15 protein-coding genes and 5 tRNA genes are annotated in these 13,904 nt (G+C 65.4%); all 20 read right to left on the bottom strand.

The genetic code is table 11. The features are described 5' to 3' along the window. Window positions 1-342: 342 nt before the first annotated feature. The 20 genes from rplL to BQ7391_RS02835 all read right to left on the bottom strand — a co-directional run bounded on the left by rplL (window position 343) and on the right by BQ7391_RS02835 (window position 13,892). Window positions 343-723, bottom strand: coding sequence for a 50S ribosomal protein L7/L12 (rplL, locus tag BQ7391_RS02930; protein WP_075279228.1), 381 nt, complete (start codon window positions 721-723; stop codon window positions 343-345). A 96-nt stretch (window positions 724-819) separates the two neighbouring features. Beyond that, window positions 820-1,341 (bottom strand): 50S ribosomal protein L10, encoded by a 522-nt coding sequence (rplJ, locus tag BQ7391_RS02925; protein ID WP_075279227.1) that lies wholly within the window; start codon window positions 1,339-1,341, stop codon window positions 820-822. Between the two features lie 280 nt (window positions 1,342-1,621). Continuing rightward, a complete protein-coding gene (rplA, locus tag BQ7391_RS02920) occupies window positions 1,622-2,329 on the bottom strand; it encodes a 50S ribosomal protein L1 (RefSeq protein WP_075279226.1) in 708 nt (235 codons plus the stop codon). Window positions 2,330-2,450: 121 nt separating this feature from the next. Next, entirely contained in the window at window positions 2,451-2,879 is a 429-nt protein-coding gene (gene rplK, locus BQ7391_RS02915) for a 50S ribosomal protein L11 (protein ID WP_075279225.1), read from the bottom strand. 92 nt (window positions 2,880-2,971) lie between these two features. After that, a complete protein-coding gene (gene nusG, locus BQ7391_RS02910; protein ID WP_075279224.1) occupies window positions 2,972-3,520 on the bottom strand; it encodes a transcription termination/antitermination protein NusG in 549 nt (182 codons plus the stop codon). 2 nt (window positions 3,521-3,522) lie between these two features. Then, complete coding sequence (secE, locus tag BQ7391_RS02905; protein WP_075279223.1) at window positions 3,523-3,912, bottom strand: preprotein translocase subunit SecE; 390 nt, start codon at window positions 3,910-3,912, stop codon at window positions 3,523-3,525. Window positions 3,913-3,982: 70 nt separating this feature from the next. Further along, window positions 3,983-4,058, bottom strand: a tRNA-Trp gene (locus BQ7391_RS02900). A gap of 19 nt (window positions 4,059-4,077) precedes the next feature. Continuing rightward, window positions 4,078-4,227, bottom strand: a complete 150-nt coding sequence (rpmG, locus tag BQ7391_RS02895) for a 50S ribosomal protein L33 (RefSeq protein WP_075279222.1) — start codon at window positions 4,225-4,227, stop codon at window positions 4,078-4,080. A 205-nt stretch (window positions 4,228-4,432) separates the two neighbouring features. Then, the gene (tuf, locus tag BQ7391_RS02890; protein ID WP_075279221.1) at window positions 4,433-5,638 is read right to left on the bottom strand and encodes an elongation factor Tu; all 1,206 of its coding nucleotides are present in this window, start codon (window positions 5,636-5,638) and stop codon (window positions 4,433-4,435) included. 92 nt (window positions 5,639-5,730) lie between these two features. Then, window positions 5,731-5,807: transfer RNA gene (locus tag BQ7391_RS02885), tRNA-Met, on the bottom strand. A 27-nt stretch (window positions 5,808-5,834) separates the two neighbouring features. Then, window positions 5,835-5,910, bottom strand: a tRNA-Thr gene (locus tag BQ7391_RS02880). 3 nt (window positions 5,911-5,913) lie between these two features. Beyond that, window positions 5,914-5,997: transfer RNA gene (locus BQ7391_RS02875), tRNA-Tyr, on the bottom strand. Window positions 5,998-6,204: 207 nt separating this feature from the next. Continuing rightward, window positions 6,205-6,279 (bottom strand) — tRNA-Thr (locus BQ7391_RS02870). Window positions 6,280-6,554: 275 nt separating this feature from the next. Then, entirely contained in the window at window positions 6,555-7,094 is a 540-nt protein-coding gene (locus BQ7391_RS02865) for an NYN domain-containing protein (protein WP_075279220.1), read from the bottom strand. Beyond that, a complete protein-coding gene (gene rlmB / locus BQ7391_RS02860) occupies window positions 7,087-8,013 on the bottom strand; it encodes a 23S rRNA (guanosine(2251)-2'-O)-methyltransferase RlmB (RefSeq protein WP_075279219.1) in 927 nt (308 codons plus the stop codon). Before rlmB ends, BQ7391_RS02865 begins: the two co-directional genes overlap by 8 nt. A 5-nt stretch (window positions 8,014-8,018) precedes the next feature. Beyond that, window positions 8,019-9,497: a cysteine--tRNA ligase gene (gene cysS, locus BQ7391_RS02855; protein WP_075279218.1), complete on the bottom strand. Its 1,479-nt coding sequence runs from the start codon at window positions 9,495-9,497 to the stop codon at window positions 8,019-8,021. Between the two features lie 66 nt (window positions 9,498-9,563). Next, window positions 9,564-10,046, bottom strand: coding sequence for a 2-C-methyl-D-erythritol 2,4-cyclodiphosphate synthase (gene ispF, locus BQ7391_RS02850; RefSeq protein ID WP_075279217.1), 483 nt, complete (start codon window positions 10,044-10,046; stop codon window positions 9,564-9,566). Window positions 10,047-10,082: 36 nt separating this feature from the next. Next, on the bottom strand, window positions 10,083-10,610 hold the full coding sequence (locus tag BQ7391_RS02845) for a PTS sugar transporter subunit IIA (protein ID WP_075279216.1): 528 nt from the start codon (window positions 10,608-10,610) through the stop codon (window positions 10,083-10,085). 49 nt (window positions 10,611-10,659) lie between these two features. Further along, window positions 10,660-11,586, bottom strand: coding sequence for a glycyl-radical enzyme activating protein (locus tag BQ7391_RS02840; protein ID WP_075279215.1), 927 nt, complete (start codon window positions 11,584-11,586; stop codon window positions 10,660-10,662). Window positions 11,587-11,597: 11 nt separating this feature from the next. Next, window positions 11,598-13,892, bottom strand: a complete 2,295-nt coding sequence (locus BQ7391_RS02835; RefSeq protein WP_075279214.1) for a pyruvate formate lyase family protein — start codon at window positions 13,890-13,892, stop codon at window positions 11,598-11,600. Window positions 13,893-13,904: the final 12 nt, after the last annotated feature.

Below are 13,904 nucleotides of genomic sequence, written 5' to 3'. Positions count from 1 at the left end.
TCCCCTGCCAGCCAGCCGTGGCCCGCGGCAGCCCGCCCCTATCGTCCCCGTTGGCAATTCTGGGGTTATGGCATTCTCGCCGCGTTCGGCGTTGCCCAATCTGGGGTCGTGGCAGCGATCGGCCTGCCACGACCCCAGATTCCGCAACATGCCGAGAAGAACTCCCTGTTGGCGCCTCGCCCTAGCTGCCATAAGCCCCAAAACGCCAACGCCGCCGGCCCGGGAATTGCCACAACCCCCAACCACGCAACGCACGCGGCGCACGCACGCAAAAAGGGGCCGGACCCGCAGGTCCGACCCCTTGAAGGTGCGCTGAGCGCGTAACCCGAGCAGTAAGCGAACTTACTTGAGGGTGACGGTGGCGCCGGCCTCCTCGAGCTGCTTCTTGGCGGCCTCGGCGTCCTCCTTCTTGGCGCCCTCGAGAACGGCCTTCGGGGCGCTCTCGACGACCTCCTTGGCCTCCTTGAGGCCGAGGCTGGTCAGGGCACGGACGACCTTGATGACGGCGATCTTGTTGTCGCCGAAGCCCTCGAGCACGACGTCGAAGTTGGTCTTCTCCTCCTCCTCGGCGGCAGCGGCGGCCGGAGCGGCGGCCACGGCGGCGACGGGGGCGGCGGCGGAGACGCCGAAGGTCTCCTCGATGGCCTTGACGAGCTCGGAAGCCTCGAGCAGGGTCATCTCCTTGAGGGCGTCAATGATCTCCTCGGTGGTAAGCTTAGCCATTTCTGTTTCCTTTCGGTCCCGTGCGGCGCGCACGGATTGCTGTTGCGTGTGCGGGGCGGACGCCCCGGGTGCGCGGCATGATGCCGCAGGTTGCCGCTAGGCGGCCTGCTTCTGCTCGGAGACAGCGTTGACGGAGCGCGCGAGGCCAGCGGGGACCTCCTTGACGCACACGGCGATGTCGCGGGCGAAGCCGCTGATGAGACCAGCGATCTGAGCCATGAGCTGCTCGCGGTTGGGCAGGTCGGCATAGGCCTTGGCCTCATCGGCGGTAAGGGCCTTGCCGTCGGCGATGGCACCGACGAACGCCATCTTCTTGAGCTTCTCGGACTGCTCCTTGATGACCTTGGCGGCATCGACGGGGTCCTTCTCATAGAAGACGTAGGCGCAGGTGCCGGCGAGCGCGTCATCGATGTTGGGCAGCCCGGCGTTCTCGAGCGCGAGCTTGACGATGTTGTTCTTGTACACCTTCATCTCGGCGCCAGCCTCGCGCAGCGCGCGACGAACCTCCTGGGTCTCCTTGACGGAGAGGCCACGGTAGTCGACGACGAACACGCCCTGAGAGGACTCCAGCGAGTGGGAGACCTTCTCGAGCATCTCGACATTGGACTTGGACGGCATGTAGTACACCTCCTTCTCTCTGCGGTCGGGCATGCCGCCGACTCGGGCGGGCCTTCCGCATGAGAAGACCCCGTTCGGCACAGCCAAAGCGGGGTCCTCGAAGATGCTATCTCTGAGACCACCTCGGCAGGCGGGTCACCCCTTTGAGCCTTGCGGCACCGGCTGTCTTTGGCAGCGGACATGCGATGTTCTCCATACAGGACGGGCGTCCTGCGCGTGACATTCTGTCACGACACTGGACGCCCGTCAAGCAGACACAGGAACTTCAAACGAGAAGAAACTACTCCTCCATGAGGTTGCGGGTCTTGGTGGAGTCGACCTTGATGCCAGGGCCCATCGTGGTGGAGACGACGACGGACTTGACGTACTTGCCCTTGGCGCTGGACGGCTTCACGCGGAGCAGCTCGTTGATGAGCGCGCCATAATTCTCGACGAGCTTCTGGGTGTCGAAGGACACCTTGCCCATCGGAACGTGGCAGATGCCGTAGCGGTCGGCGCGGTACTCGACACGACCGGCCTTGAGCTCGCCGACCATCTTGGCGACGTCCATGGTGACGGTGCCGAGCTTGGGGTTGGGCATGAGGCCGCGGGGGCCGAGGATCTTGCCGAGACGGCCGACCTTGCCCATCATGTTGGGTGTGGCGATGGCGGCGTCGAAGTTAAGCTCGCCGGCCTGGACCTGGGCCACGAGGTCATCGGAGCCGATGACGTCGGCGCCGGCGGCCTCGGCCTCGCGGGCCTTCTCGCCCTCGGCGAAGACGGCGACGCGGACGGTCTTGCCGGTGCCGTGGGGCAGCGCGATGGAGCCGCGGACGTTCTGGTCAGCCTTGCGGGTGTCAACGCCGAGGCGGACGTGGACCTCGACGGTCTCATCGAACTTGGCGGGGGCGAGCTCCTTGGCGAGCTCCATGGCCTCCTTCGGGGAGTAGAGCTTGGTGCTCTCGACCTTCTCCGCGGCGGCCTTGTAGTTCTTTCCGTGCTTGGGCATGATGCTACCTCCTGTGGTCAACGGGCTTTCCGCCCTCCCACATCGTGCGTGCAAAGGGGACAGTCCCTTTTGCACAGTGAAAGCGTGCAAAAGGGACTGTCCCCTTTGCACGCACGAAACGCTACTCGGCGATGGTGACGCCCATGGAGCGGGCGGTGCCGGCGACGATCTTCTTGGCGGCCTCGATGTCGTTGGCGTTGAGGTCCGGCATCTTGATCTCGGCGATCTTGGTCAGCTGCTCCTGGGTGAGCTGGCCGACCTTGTCGCGCTGGGGGACGCCGGAGCCGCTCTTGAGGCCGAGCTCCTTCTTGATGAGCTGCGCCGCGGGCGGGGTCTTGCAGACGAAGTCGAAGGAGCGATCCTCGTAGACGGTGATCTCGACGGGGATGATGTCGCCCTGCTTGTCCTGCGTGGCGGCGTTGAAGGCCTGGCAGAACTGCATGATGTTGACCTGGGCGGCACCGAGGGCGGGGCCGACGGGAGGCGCGGGGTTGGCCGCACCGGCCGGAATCTGAAGCTTGATGAAGGCAGTGACCTTCTTCTTTGCCATGGTTCTACTCCTTGAAGACGTATCGGGTCGTACTATGTGTGCGCCGCGTCCGAGAAGCTATCCTCACCGATACCGGACGGGCGGGAACTCCGTTAGGCGATGACGGAAATCTGGTCGAGCGTGAGCTCGACGGGGGTCTCGCGGCCAAAGATGGTGAGCATGACCTTGACCTTTCCGGACTCGGGCATGACCTCAGAGATCTGGCCGTCGAAGTCGGCGAGCGGGCCGGAGAGCACGTGGACCGACTGCCCGACCTCGAGGTTGGTGGCGACGCGCTTGGGGACGGCCGTCGTGGTGCCCCGGGAGCCGCCACGACGCATGATCTTGTCAAACTCGTCACGACGAAGCGGGGTCGGCTTGCCGTCAAGCCCCACGAAGCCCGTCACGCCCGGGGTGTTGCGCACCACGGCCCACGTGTTGTCGTCAACCTCCATGCGGACAAGGACATAGCTCGGGAAGACCTTGGACTCCTTGGTCTCACGCTTGCCGCCGTCCTTGATCTCCGTGACCTCCTCGGTCGGAATCTGGATGTCGACAACCTTGTCCTCAAGGCCATAGGTCTCGATGCGGTGCTCGAGGTCAGCCTTGACCTTGTTCTCGTAACCAGAGTAGGTGTGAATCACGTACCAACGCTTAGCCATGCCTACCCCCTGAGACCAGTGAAGCCGATAAGAGCGGCGACGATGCCGGAGTCAACGAGCCAGATGACGATGCCAAAGACGATGAGCATGGCGATGATGGCCACCGAGTAGCTCATGAGCTCGTCGCGAGAGGGCCACACCACGCGGCGCATCTCGGAGCGCACGTCACCAAGGTAGTTCCGCAGACGACGGAAGGGGCCGGGCCTCTTGTCCGACTTCTTCTCGTCATTCTTCGCGGGCTTCTTCTCGGCCTTGACGACCCCCTTGGCCGGCTTCTTGCCGTCGGAGCCGTCAGAACCCTGCGCAGAGGCGGCCTGAGCGGCCTCGACGCGTGCGCGCTCCTCGGCACGGGCCTTGCGGACGCTCCTCTTGTTACGGTCCTTGTTCGCCATCCGTCGACTCCTAGAAACGGGCCTTACATGGAAACCGGCTATCCCCGAAGGGAAAGCCGGTGGTGAAATCTGGCAGGCCAGGAAGGACTCGAACCCTCAACAAACGGTTTTGGAGACCGCCGCTCTACCATTGGAGCTACTGGCCTGTGATGAAAACCCACCTAGTTAGCGGGTCTCCCTGTGAAGCGTGTGCTTCTTGCACCACGGGCAGTACTTCTTGAGCTGCATACGGTCCGGGTTGTTGGACTTGTTCTTGTCCGTGGTGTAGTTGCGGCGCTTGCACTCGGTGCACGCGAGGGTAACTAGAGTACGCATTGATCCTCCTGAAGAGCTTCTCGTTGGAGGGAGTTTCCCTCGAACGCGGTGCGGTGGTAAACACTACCAGTACCGCAGCCATTCTGTCAACCTCACACAAAGCGAGAAGAGCGAATCACAAAAACGTCAAATAACTTGACGGGATCGAGCGAAAAAAGGACCCGGTACCGGGAGGCACCGGGTCCATGAGTCTCTTCCTGGGAAGCTACTCGATGATGGTGGAGATACGGCCGTCGCCGACGGTGTGGCCGCCCTCACGGATGGCGAACTTGTCGCCCTGCTCCATGGCGATGGCGTGGATGAGCTCGGCGGTGATGGTCACGTGGTCGCCCGGCATGGCCATCTCGACCTTGGTGCCGTTGGAGTCGGTGAGCTCCTGGATGTCGCCCGTGATGTCCGTGGTACGGAAGTAGAACTGCGGACGATAGCCGGCGAAGAACGGGGTGTGACGGCCGCCCTCCTCCTTGGTCAGGACGTAGATCTCACCGGTGAACTTCTTGTGCGGCTGGACGGAGCCCGGCTTGCAGATGACCTGGCCGCGCTCGATGTCCTCGCGCTTGATGCCGCGGAGAAGGATGCCGACGTTGTCGCCAGCCTCGCAGAAGTCCATGGTCTTGCGGAACATCTCGATGCCGGTGGCAACGGAGGTCTGCTTCTCACGGATGCCGACAATCTCGACGGGGTCGTTGAGCTTGAGCTGGCCACGCTCAACACGGCCGGTAGCGACGGTGCCGCGGCCGGAGATGGTCATGACGTCCTCGATGGCCATCAGGAACGGCTTGTCGTTGTCACGCGGCGGGGTCGGGATGTACTCGTCGACGGCGTGCATGAGCTCGATGATGGAGTCGACCCACTTCTGCTCGCCGTTGAGGGCGCCGAGGCCAGAGCCGCGGATGATGGGCAGGTCGTCTCCGGGGAAGCCGTACTCGGAGAGGAGGTCACGGGTCTCCATCTCAACGAGGTCGATGAGCTCCTCGTCGTCAACCATGTCGCATTTGTTCAGGAAGACGATGATGTAGGGGACGCCGACCTGGCGGGCGAGAAGGATGTGCTCGCGGGTCTGGGCCATGGGGCCGTCGGTGGCGGCGATGACCAGGATCGCGCCGTCCATCTGAGCAGCGCCGGAAATCATGTTCTTGATGTAGTCGGCGTGGCCCGGGCAGTCGACGTGAGCGTAGTGACGCTCCCAGGTCTCATACTCGATGTGGGCAACGTTAATGGTGATGCCGCGCTGACGCTCCTCGGGAGCCTTGTCGATGTTCTCGAAGGCGGTGTAGTCGGCCTTGCAGCCCTCGGTCTCAGAGAGGACCTTGGTGATGGCCGCGGTCGTGGTGGTCTTGCCGTGGTCGACGTGACCAATCGTACCGATGTTTACGTGGGGCTTAGAACGATCGAACTTCTCCTTGGCCATTGCCATCCTCCTTTTGGAACCAACCTGTTCGGCCATCCCGTAGTGCTAACGCGTTCTTATGGTAAGCGGCGCCGAAGCGCCGCTAAGAACTCTGGTACCGGTGACTGGACTCGAACCAGTGACATCGCGGGTATGAGCCGCGTGCTCTAACCAACTGAGCTACACCGGCGTGGTGCCGTGCGACTGAAAGAGGGAATGGAGCCCGCGACCGGATTTGAACCGGTGACCTCTTCGTTACCAACGAAGTGCTCTACCGACTGAGCTACACGGGCGAATGGTGGGGATGCTTGGACTCGAACCAAGGAACCCAGAGGGAGCGGATTTACAGTCCGCCGCAGTTGCCGCTGTGCCACATCCCCATTCCGTTTTCAGCCACCCACAAGGCGCTTTCTCCCCTGCGAGCGGAAGATAGATTACGCCGGAGAAAAAAACTTGTCAACGTATACCCCGTATCCGGGCGTCTCCATACTCACGAGTTGCACACATCCGCAGGTCAGGGCATTCACTCATAGGTCGATAAACGCAGCGAGGCCGCTGCGCATGACGCAACGGCCTCGAAACGTTTCTGGAGCCGGCAGAGGGAGTCGAACCCCCAACCCACGGTTTACAAAACCGTTGCTCTGCCATTGAGCCATGCCGGCGTGTCTGTACATGATAGCGGGTTGGCCGTGCGACGAGAAGTGCGTTCTTCTCGCCGCTCTCGCGCCGCGGCTCATCTATCCAGCCCTCTTCGTGCCCCGGGCAAGCACACGTGGGTGCCTGCCGGGAGTGCGGGCTGAAGCGGCGGCCCATGACATCGAGTGCTGGCTTATTCCTGTCGTTTGGCGAGAAGTGCCCGCCCGAAGCGTCGGCTCGGCCGGCACTCGCAAGTGCTGGCAACGAGTGAGCGCCGGGCCCGAGGAGGGGGCGCCGGGGGTCACCCGCGCAGCATGCGCCAGAGCTTCTCGCGTGCGGCAGGGTCGATGCGGTCCTCCAGGCGCATGTGCTGCGTCTGCCGCTCGGCGTTGGCCCTCTCGTACTCCGCGGCCAGCTGGTTCACGTCGGCGACGAGGACGTCGCTCGAGATCCGCGTCACGGGCACGCCGCCCACCGTCGCGCGGATCGTGCGATCCGAGGTCACCACGGTCACGGCGCGCGGCAGCAGGCGCTGCTCGGTCACGAGCCGCTCTATGACCGCGTCCGCAGACTCGCCGGTGCGCGAGAAGACCATGCGCACGCCGGCCTTTGAGAGGTCGGGCCGCTCCGGGGAGACGTTGCCCGCGGCGTCGAACACGATCACGGGCTCGTAGCGCCCCTTGGCATATGCCGCCACGTCGGCGACGAGCAGGTCGCGCGCCTGCTCGAAGGGGTCGCCCGCGACGGTCTCGTCCATGCGGGCTAGATAGCGGGCCGACTTGAAGATCACGTTGTAGCCGTCCACCACGAGCAGCTCGCGGGAACCCTCCGGGCTAGGCATCCGCGCCGCCCGTCTCGACGCGCCGCAGCCACTCGTAGCAGAGCACGGTCGTGGCCTGGGCGACGTTCAGCGACTCCACGCGGCCGCGCTGCGGAAGGCGGCACGCGAAGTCGCACTTCTCGGACACCAGCCGTGAGATGCCCTCACCCTCGGAGCCCATGACCAGTGCCAGGCGGCCGCCCATGGGGGCGTGCCAGACGTCCTGCTCGGCATGCTCGGTTGCGGCGCAGGCCCAGAATCCCGCCCCCTGCAGATCCTCGATGGCACGGGCGAGGTTGGGCACCTGCGCGATGGGCAGGTGCATGACGGCGCCGGCGGAGGTCTTGTAGGCGCCCACGCCCACAGAGGCGCTCCTCGCCTTGGCAACGACGACGCCCGCCGCGCCCACGACCTCGGCCGTGCGCACGATGGCCCCGAAGTTGCCCTGGTCGGTCACGTGATCAAGCACCACGACGAGGGCGTCGCCCTCCCCCGCCGCGGCAATCACGTCGGCGAGCTCGGCATACTCAAAGGGGCGCGTACGCACCACGACGCCCTGGTGCGCGCCGTGGCTCGACAGCGCATCGAGCCGGCCCCGCGGCACCCGCTCCACGGGGACGCCGGCATCCTCCAGGCGCGCGGCGATCCTTTCGAGCGCCTGGTCACGCTCGCCGGAGCGCTCCTGCACGAGGGCGCTCCTCAGCGGCATGCCGCATCCGAGCGCCTCCTCGACGGCACGACGGCCCTCGATGAGGTCTCCCCGGTCGCGTGCGTCGCGACGCGGCGCGAGACGCTGCCCGCGGGCCTTCTCGCCCTGCGGACCTCTTTTGAGGGGACGTCCGCCGCGGCCCTTGCCCGGGCCCGTCCTCATGGGCCGCGCGCCTTTGCCCTTGCCGCCGCGGACGTCGCGGCCCGGGGTCCTGGACTGGTTCTTCGCCATGGCGCCTACTCCTTGCGGCGCAGGCGGGCGCCCGCGGCGGTGTCCTCGACCACGAGGCCAAGGGCGGTGATGCCGTCGCGGATGGCGTCGGCCACGCCCCAGTTCTTCTCGGCACGTGCCTGCTGGCGCGCGGCGAGAAGGGCCTCGGCGGCCTCGGAGGGGGCGTCGCCCTCATATCCGGCCTGCTCGCGCGCAAGGTCGACGAGCTCGGCCGGCAGGTCGTCGTTCCCGGCGGTGCGGGGCAGCTCGATGCCCATGACATCGGCGAGCTCGCAGAGCATGTCGGCGGCGCGCAGGGTCACGGCCGTCGAGGTATCGTCGGCGGCATCGGCCAGGTAGGTGTTGGCGTCGGTCACGAGCGAGAAGATCGCGGCGAGGCCGCCCGCGGTGTTGAAGTCGTCGTCCATCTGGCGGCAGAACTCCTCGCGCGCGGCGTCGATGGCGCGGCCGAGCGCGCGGTCGGCGTCGTTGAGCTCGCCGTCCTGCGGGGCGCGCTCGGCCGCCCAGCGCAGGTTCTTCACGCAGTTCTGGAGACGCTCGAGGGTGCCGCACACGCCATCGAGCCGGTCGAAGGAGAAGTCGAGCGGCGCCCGATAGTGGGTCTGCAGCATGAGCAGGCGCACGGCGTCGGCGGGATACTTGTCGAGCACCTCCTTGAGCGTGTAGAAGTTGCCGAGGCTCTTGGACATCTTCTCGCCGTCGACGCGAAGCATTCCCGTGTGCATCCAGGTGTTGGCGAGCGCGGCGTCCCAGGCGCACATGGCCTGGGCGGTCTCGTTCTCGTGGTGCGGGAAGACGAGGTCGGCGCCGCCGCCGTGAATGTCGATCGGGGTGCCCAGATAGCGGTGGATCATCGCGCAGCACTCGGTATGCCAGCCGGGGCGGCCGTCCCCCCACGGGGAGGGCCAGCTGGGCTCGCCGGGCTTCGCGGCCTTCCAGAGGGCAAAGTCGAAGGGGTCGCGCTTCTCGTCGTTGACCTCCACGCGCTCGCCGGCGCGCATCTGGTCGAGGTCGCGGCCGGAGAGGACGCCGTAGCTGTGGTCGGAGCGCACGGAGAAGTAGACGTCGCCGGACGGCACCGGGTAGGCATGGCCCCGCTCGATGAGAAGCGCGATCATCTCCTGCATGGCCTCGATCTCGCGCGTTGCGCGCGGGCGGATGTCGGGGTCGAGCACGCCGAAGCGGTGCATCTGCTCGATAAAGGCGGCAGAGCACTCCTCGGCGACCTCCGCGGCGGTCTTGCCCTCCTCGTTGGCGCGGTTGATGATCTTGTCGTCCACGTCCGTGAGGTTCTGGGCAAAGGTGACGGCATAGCCCTTGTACATGAGGTAGCGACGAATCACGTCAAACGCGAGGAACGTCCGCGCGTTGCCGATGTGAATCTGGTCGTAGACCGTGGGGCCGCAGACGTACATCCGGATCTTGCCCTCCTCGATGGGGGTAAGCTCCTCCTTCTTGTGCGTCTGGCTGTTATAGACGAGCATGCTTGCTCCTTGGCGTCTCGGATACGTTGTCTGACCAGTATAGCGCCGGGGCCGGCGCGGGCCGAGCTAGGGCTCCAGGCGCTCAAGCAGGACGACGGCCCACGCCGCGATCCCCTCCTCGCGCCCCACGAAACCGAGCCGCTCCGTCGTAGTGGCCTTGACTCCCACCGCCTCGGCGGGAACGCCGAGGGCCGCGGCCATGTTGGCACGCATCTGCTCTCGATAGGGGGCGAGCTTGGGCGCCTGCGCCGCAATGGTGCAGTCGGCGTCCGCCACGCGCCAGCCTCGGCTGTGGGCGAGCTCTGCCACGCGACGCATCAGCGCGAGCGAGTCGGCGCCCTCGTAGGCCGGGTCCGTGTCGGGGAAGAGCTTGCCGATATCGCCCTCGCGCAGCGCTCCGAGCACGGCATCCATGAGCGCGTGCGCCACGACGTCCGCATCCGAGTGGCCCGCGAGGCCGCGCTCCGCGGGCACGTCGACGCCGCCCAGCACGAGGCGACGCCCCTCGGCGAACGCGTGAACGTCAAAGCCATGTCCTATCCGCAGCATGGGCGCCCCCTCTCGAAGCCCCGCGGGCGGCAGCCGCTACCGGCTCACCCGTAGGAGGTCAGAGCCCGCATCGGCATGCCCATCGGCCTCTAGGGTAACCTCACGAAAGGCGTCCGTGTTGGCGACCACGCAGAACACCATATCGTCATAGCCCGCCGTGGCAATCGCCTCGCGTGAGAAGGTCATGACGGGAGCGCCCGAGCGCACGCGCTCGTTTGCCTCGACGCGACGGGCAAACCCGCGCCCCTTCATCTTGACGGTGTCGATTCCGATGTGAATCAGCACCTCTATCCCATCATCCGAGGTAAAGCCGATGGCGTGGTTGGTCTCCGTGGTGAACGCGACCACCCCGTCGACCGGAGCGTACACCACGCCCGCATCCGGTCGGATGCCGCACCCCTGGCCCAGCATCCCCTCGCTGAACGCCGGGTCAGGCGTCTGGCACAGGGGCACGATCGTGCCCGGAGTCGGCGAGAAGACCGTGCCCGGGGTCTTGGACGTCACCACAGCAACGCTCCCCTCGGTGGGACGGAGTCGCTGCCTCACTCTGTCGAACAGGCCCATTTCTTCCTCCCCTTGTCTCAGCTCGTGATTCCTGCGGTCGGCTCGCAGGCTACGCCCCGACCTTCGATTCCATTCCCCGCGAGAGGGCATACTCGTGCAGCTCCTCGAGGTCCTCGTCTCTGAGCGAGCTCCTCGAGCATGCGTAGTCCCTTCCCAGCTTCGCGTACTTCCCCAGACCGAGGGTGTGATAGGGCAGCAGGTTGACGCGACGCACCCCAATCTCCCACAGCCAGTCGATGATCCCCTTCAGCTCCTCGTCATCGAAGTTGAACCCGGGAATGACGGCCACGCGAGCGTTGATCTTGTCAGGACAGCGCGCGGCGAGCCAGCGGAGCCCCTCCTGGTTCAGCTTCACGCTCCCCCCGACCACATTCCTGAGTGAACTCTCGTCGAGGGACTTCACGTCATAGAGAAAGTGGTCGACATAGGGCTCGACGGCTCTCAGCGTCTCGAACGCGACATTCCCGGTGGTCTCAACCGCCGTGTCAAGGCCGCGGACACGCGCCTCGCGGAGAAACGCGAGGGCCGTGTCGGCAAACATGAGCGGCTCCCCGCCGCTGAGCGTGACGCCCCCACCCGACGCCTCATAGTAGTCGCGGTCGCGCTCAGCGACGGAGAGCACCTCCCCGACGCTCATCACGTGACCCTGGAGCACTATCGCCTCGCGCAGGCAAGCTCGCTCGCACGCGCGACAGCCGGAACAACGCGCGGGATCGACCCGCGGGCGGCGGCGACCGCCCTCCGTCACGAGGGAGATCGCGCCGTTCGGGCAGCTGCGAGCGCACTCCCCGCAGCCCACGCACCGCTCGCCATCAACGAAGTGGACGGGACCGAGCGACTGGGTCTCGGGGTTCGCGCACCAGGGACAGTGGAGAGGACACCCCTTGACGAAGACCGCGGTACGTATGCCCGGCCCGTCATGCGTGGCAAAGCGCTCGAGGTTCATGACCGTGATCGTCTTGTCGGCGTCTCCCATCGCGCGGCCCCCTAGGAGTCCCAGAGGGTACGGGAGATGACCTCGTCCTGCACGTCCTTCGGCAGGTCGACGAAGACCGCGCTGTAGCCGGCGACGCGGACGATGAGGTCCGGGTACTTCTCGGGATGCATCTGGGCGTCCTCGAGCTCGCCCTTGTCGCACACCGTCACCATCAGATGGCACCCGCCACGCCTGAAGTAGGTGTCAAACAGCATCTTCACCTTCTTCCGGTCATGGTTGAACATGCGCGGGGTGAACTTGATGTTCTGGACGCTCCCGGCGTGGTAGCGCGCGTCAAACTTGGCGAGGGAGTTGAGCATGGCGGTGGGTCCGCCTGTCGCCGCGCCCCCCTGGGGGTTGTTCGCAGGGTTGAGATACACCCCCGCGCGACGCCCGTCCGGGCTCGCGGCGGTCATGTGGCCCCAGTCCGTGTTCGTCTGGTTGTTTGAGATGACGATGAGGTAGTAGCCCATCCCCTTGGCGATACCCCGGTCCCGGATGCCCTTGGCCACGTACTCGTAGCACCTGTTCGCCATTTCGTCGACCTCGTCGAGGTCGTTTCCGTACTTGTCGCAGTGCCACAGATCGAGGCGCAGCCGCTCCTCTCCCGGCCCCTGGAAGTCGTCATTGCAGGCGTCGACCACCTGCTTGAGCGTATAGCGCCCCTCGTCGAACACAAGGCGCTTTATCGCGAAGAGGGAGTCGGAGGTGTTGATGTTGCCATACGTCTCGTTGGTCCCCCCGAGGATCTCCACGCCACCGTCGAGAAGCGCGCGGCCACGCTCGATGCAGTCGTCCATCAGGATGGAGGTGAACAGGAAGCTCACCTCCCTGTTCATGACCTCATAGGAGTGGTACTGGTCCTCGACAGACTTGTCCATGTACCGGTCAAGGACCCTGCAGTAGTTGTCGTAGACCTTCTCGAAGCTGTCGAGCTCCTCCAGGGGCCTGACCTGCGCGCCAGCGCTCTTGTCGACCCCGTCGTAGGGGTCATGCCCCCCGTTGAGACTGATTTGGAGAATCTTGAGTAGGTTGAGCAGGGTGTTGGGCGTCCCAACGCTCTTCCCCTGGATAACGAACTCGGTGCACCCGAACGGGACGTACTGCTCGGCGACCTCACGAGGGACCCGCATGCCATACTCGACCGCCGGTACCTCGACGTCGTCGTTGTAAAGGGTCGGGTAGGTGGCCCCCGCACCGATGGCGTCATAGGCCATGTCCATGATGTCCTGCGGGGTGTCGCTGTCGAACCGCAGCGTGAACTGGGGCTCCACGTAGCGGCAATCCTTGCAGACGCGCAGGCAGACCCGCGCGAACAGGTCGGCCGCCTCAACGTCGGGACGGCCCTTCCCCCCAACGATGACGCGCCCGTTCACCGTGGTGCGACGGTTCTCGATCATGGTCCACAGGCTCTTGACGTAGCGGTAGGCGTCGTCGTCCGTGATGACGCCGGAGTCGAGGTCGCGCTTGAGGAAGGGGCCGAGGACGATGTCGAGTCGCCCGTAGTTTATGCACCCGGCGCACAGCGCATAGAGCCAGAAGAGCTGGAGCGCCTGGTGGAAGGTCTCGGGAGGCCTCGTGCGCACGGCTTCGAGGTCGTCGCGCATGAGCGCGAGCTCCCTCCTCCGAGCGGGGCTCGCCCCCTCCATGGCCTCCTCGCAGAGCTCCACCTCGCGATCGATGACGTCCTGGAAGAGCAGCATCGCGTCGCGGCACGCGGCGAGGAAGTCCCGCTCGTCGTCACTGGAGCCGTCCAGCCGGTCGTCGATCTGCGAGACGATCCCCCCGACGCCAAGGCGTACGAGCTTGTTGTAGTCGAGCATCATGCCCGAGAGGCGCGCCGTCGCCATGTAGGGCGGCTCGTACTGCATGAAGAAGCCCGTTGTCGCGTCACCGAGAATGTCCTGGCAGTATAGCGTCTTGAGATCGTGCTCCTGCCAGAAGTCGTAGAGCCTGTCAACGCGCGCCCTCTGCTCCTCGGTGTCAAGCTGCTCCCTGAACGCGCGGAGCTTGTGGAAGACGCAGTAGTGCCCCACCCCACCGACGGAGGTCACCGAACCGAAGCCGATGGGGAGAAAGTCGAGACGGCCGGCTATGAGGTCGGCGTCCTCGATGCGCCGGAACATGGTCGGGAAGATCACCTTGAGGCACTCGACCTCGCGACGGGCCTTGCCCAGCCCAGAGAAGCGCTGGTACGTCTCGGTGTAGCGCTCCATGATCTCGAGCTGCTGCAGCGGCGTCTTCTCCGACGGAATTGGCTTTGATACCTGGACGTTCTGAACGCCATCGATGTTGATGTGCGCCATGTCTGTGTTCCC

This window comes from Thermophilibacter provencensis, from assembly GCF_900128445.1.
GTDB classification, from domain to species: Bacteria; Actinomycetota; Coriobacteriia; order Coriobacteriales; family Atopobiaceae; genus Thermophilibacter; species Thermophilibacter provencensis.
This window is presented reverse-complemented; position numbering and strand designations above follow the sequence as displayed.

Bases quoted from the DNA above. Each gene is read 5' to 3' on its own strand.
- rplL (WP_075279228.1), bottom strand. From the start codon at position 723: ATGGCTAAGCTTACCACCGAGGAGATCATTGACGCCCTCAAGGAGATG.
- rplJ (WP_075279227.1), bottom strand. From the start codon at position 1,341: ATGCCGTCCAAGTCCAATGTCGAGATGCTCGAGAAGGTCTCCCACTCG.
- rplA (WP_075279226.1), bottom strand. From the start codon at position 2,329: ATGCCCAAGCACGGAAAGAACTACAAGGCCGCCGCGGAGAAGGTCGAG.
- rplK (WP_075279225.1), bottom strand. From the start codon at position 2,879: ATGGCAAAGAAGAAGGTCACTGCCTTCATCAAGCTTCAGATTCCGGCC.
- nusG (WP_075279224.1), bottom strand. From the start codon at position 3,520: ATGGCTAAGCGTTGGTACGTGATTCACACCTACTCTGGTTACGAGAAC.
- secE (WP_075279223.1), bottom strand. From the start codon at position 3,912: ATGGCGAACAAGGACCGTAACAAGAGGAGCGTCCGCAAGGCCCGTGCC.
- rpmG (WP_075279222.1), bottom strand. From the start codon at position 4,227: ATGCGTACTCTAGTTACCCTCGCGTGCACCGAGTGCAAGCGCCGCAAC.
- tuf (WP_075279221.1), bottom strand. From the start codon at position 5,638: ATGGCCAAGGAGAAGTTCGATCGTTCTAAGCCCCACGTAAACATCGGT.
- BQ7391_RS02865 (WP_075279220.1), bottom strand. From the start codon at position 7,094: ATGCCTAGCCCGGAGGGTTCCCGCGAGCTGCTCGTGGTGGACGGCTAC.
- rlmB (WP_075279219.1), bottom strand. From the start codon at position 8,013: ATGGCGAAGAACCAGTCCAGGACCCCGGGCCGCGACGTCCGCGGCGGC.
- cysS (WP_075279218.1), bottom strand. From the start codon at position 9,497: ATGCTCGTCTATAACAGCCAGACGCACAAGAAGGAGGAGCTTACCCCC.
- ispF (WP_075279217.1), bottom strand. From the start codon at position 10,046: ATGCTGCGGATAGGACATGGCTTTGACGTTCACGCGTTCGCCGAGGGG.
- BQ7391_RS02845 (WP_075279216.1), bottom strand. From the start codon at position 10,610: ATGGGCCTGTTCGACAGAGTGAGGCAGCGACTCCGTCCCACCGAGGGG.
- BQ7391_RS02840 (WP_075279215.1), bottom strand. From the start codon at position 11,586: ATGGGAGACGCCGACAAGACGATCACGGTCATGAACCTCGAGCGCTTT.
- BQ7391_RS02835 (WP_075279214.1), bottom strand. From the start codon at position 13,892: ATGGCGCACATCAACATCGATGGCGTTCAGAACGTCCAGGTATCAAAG.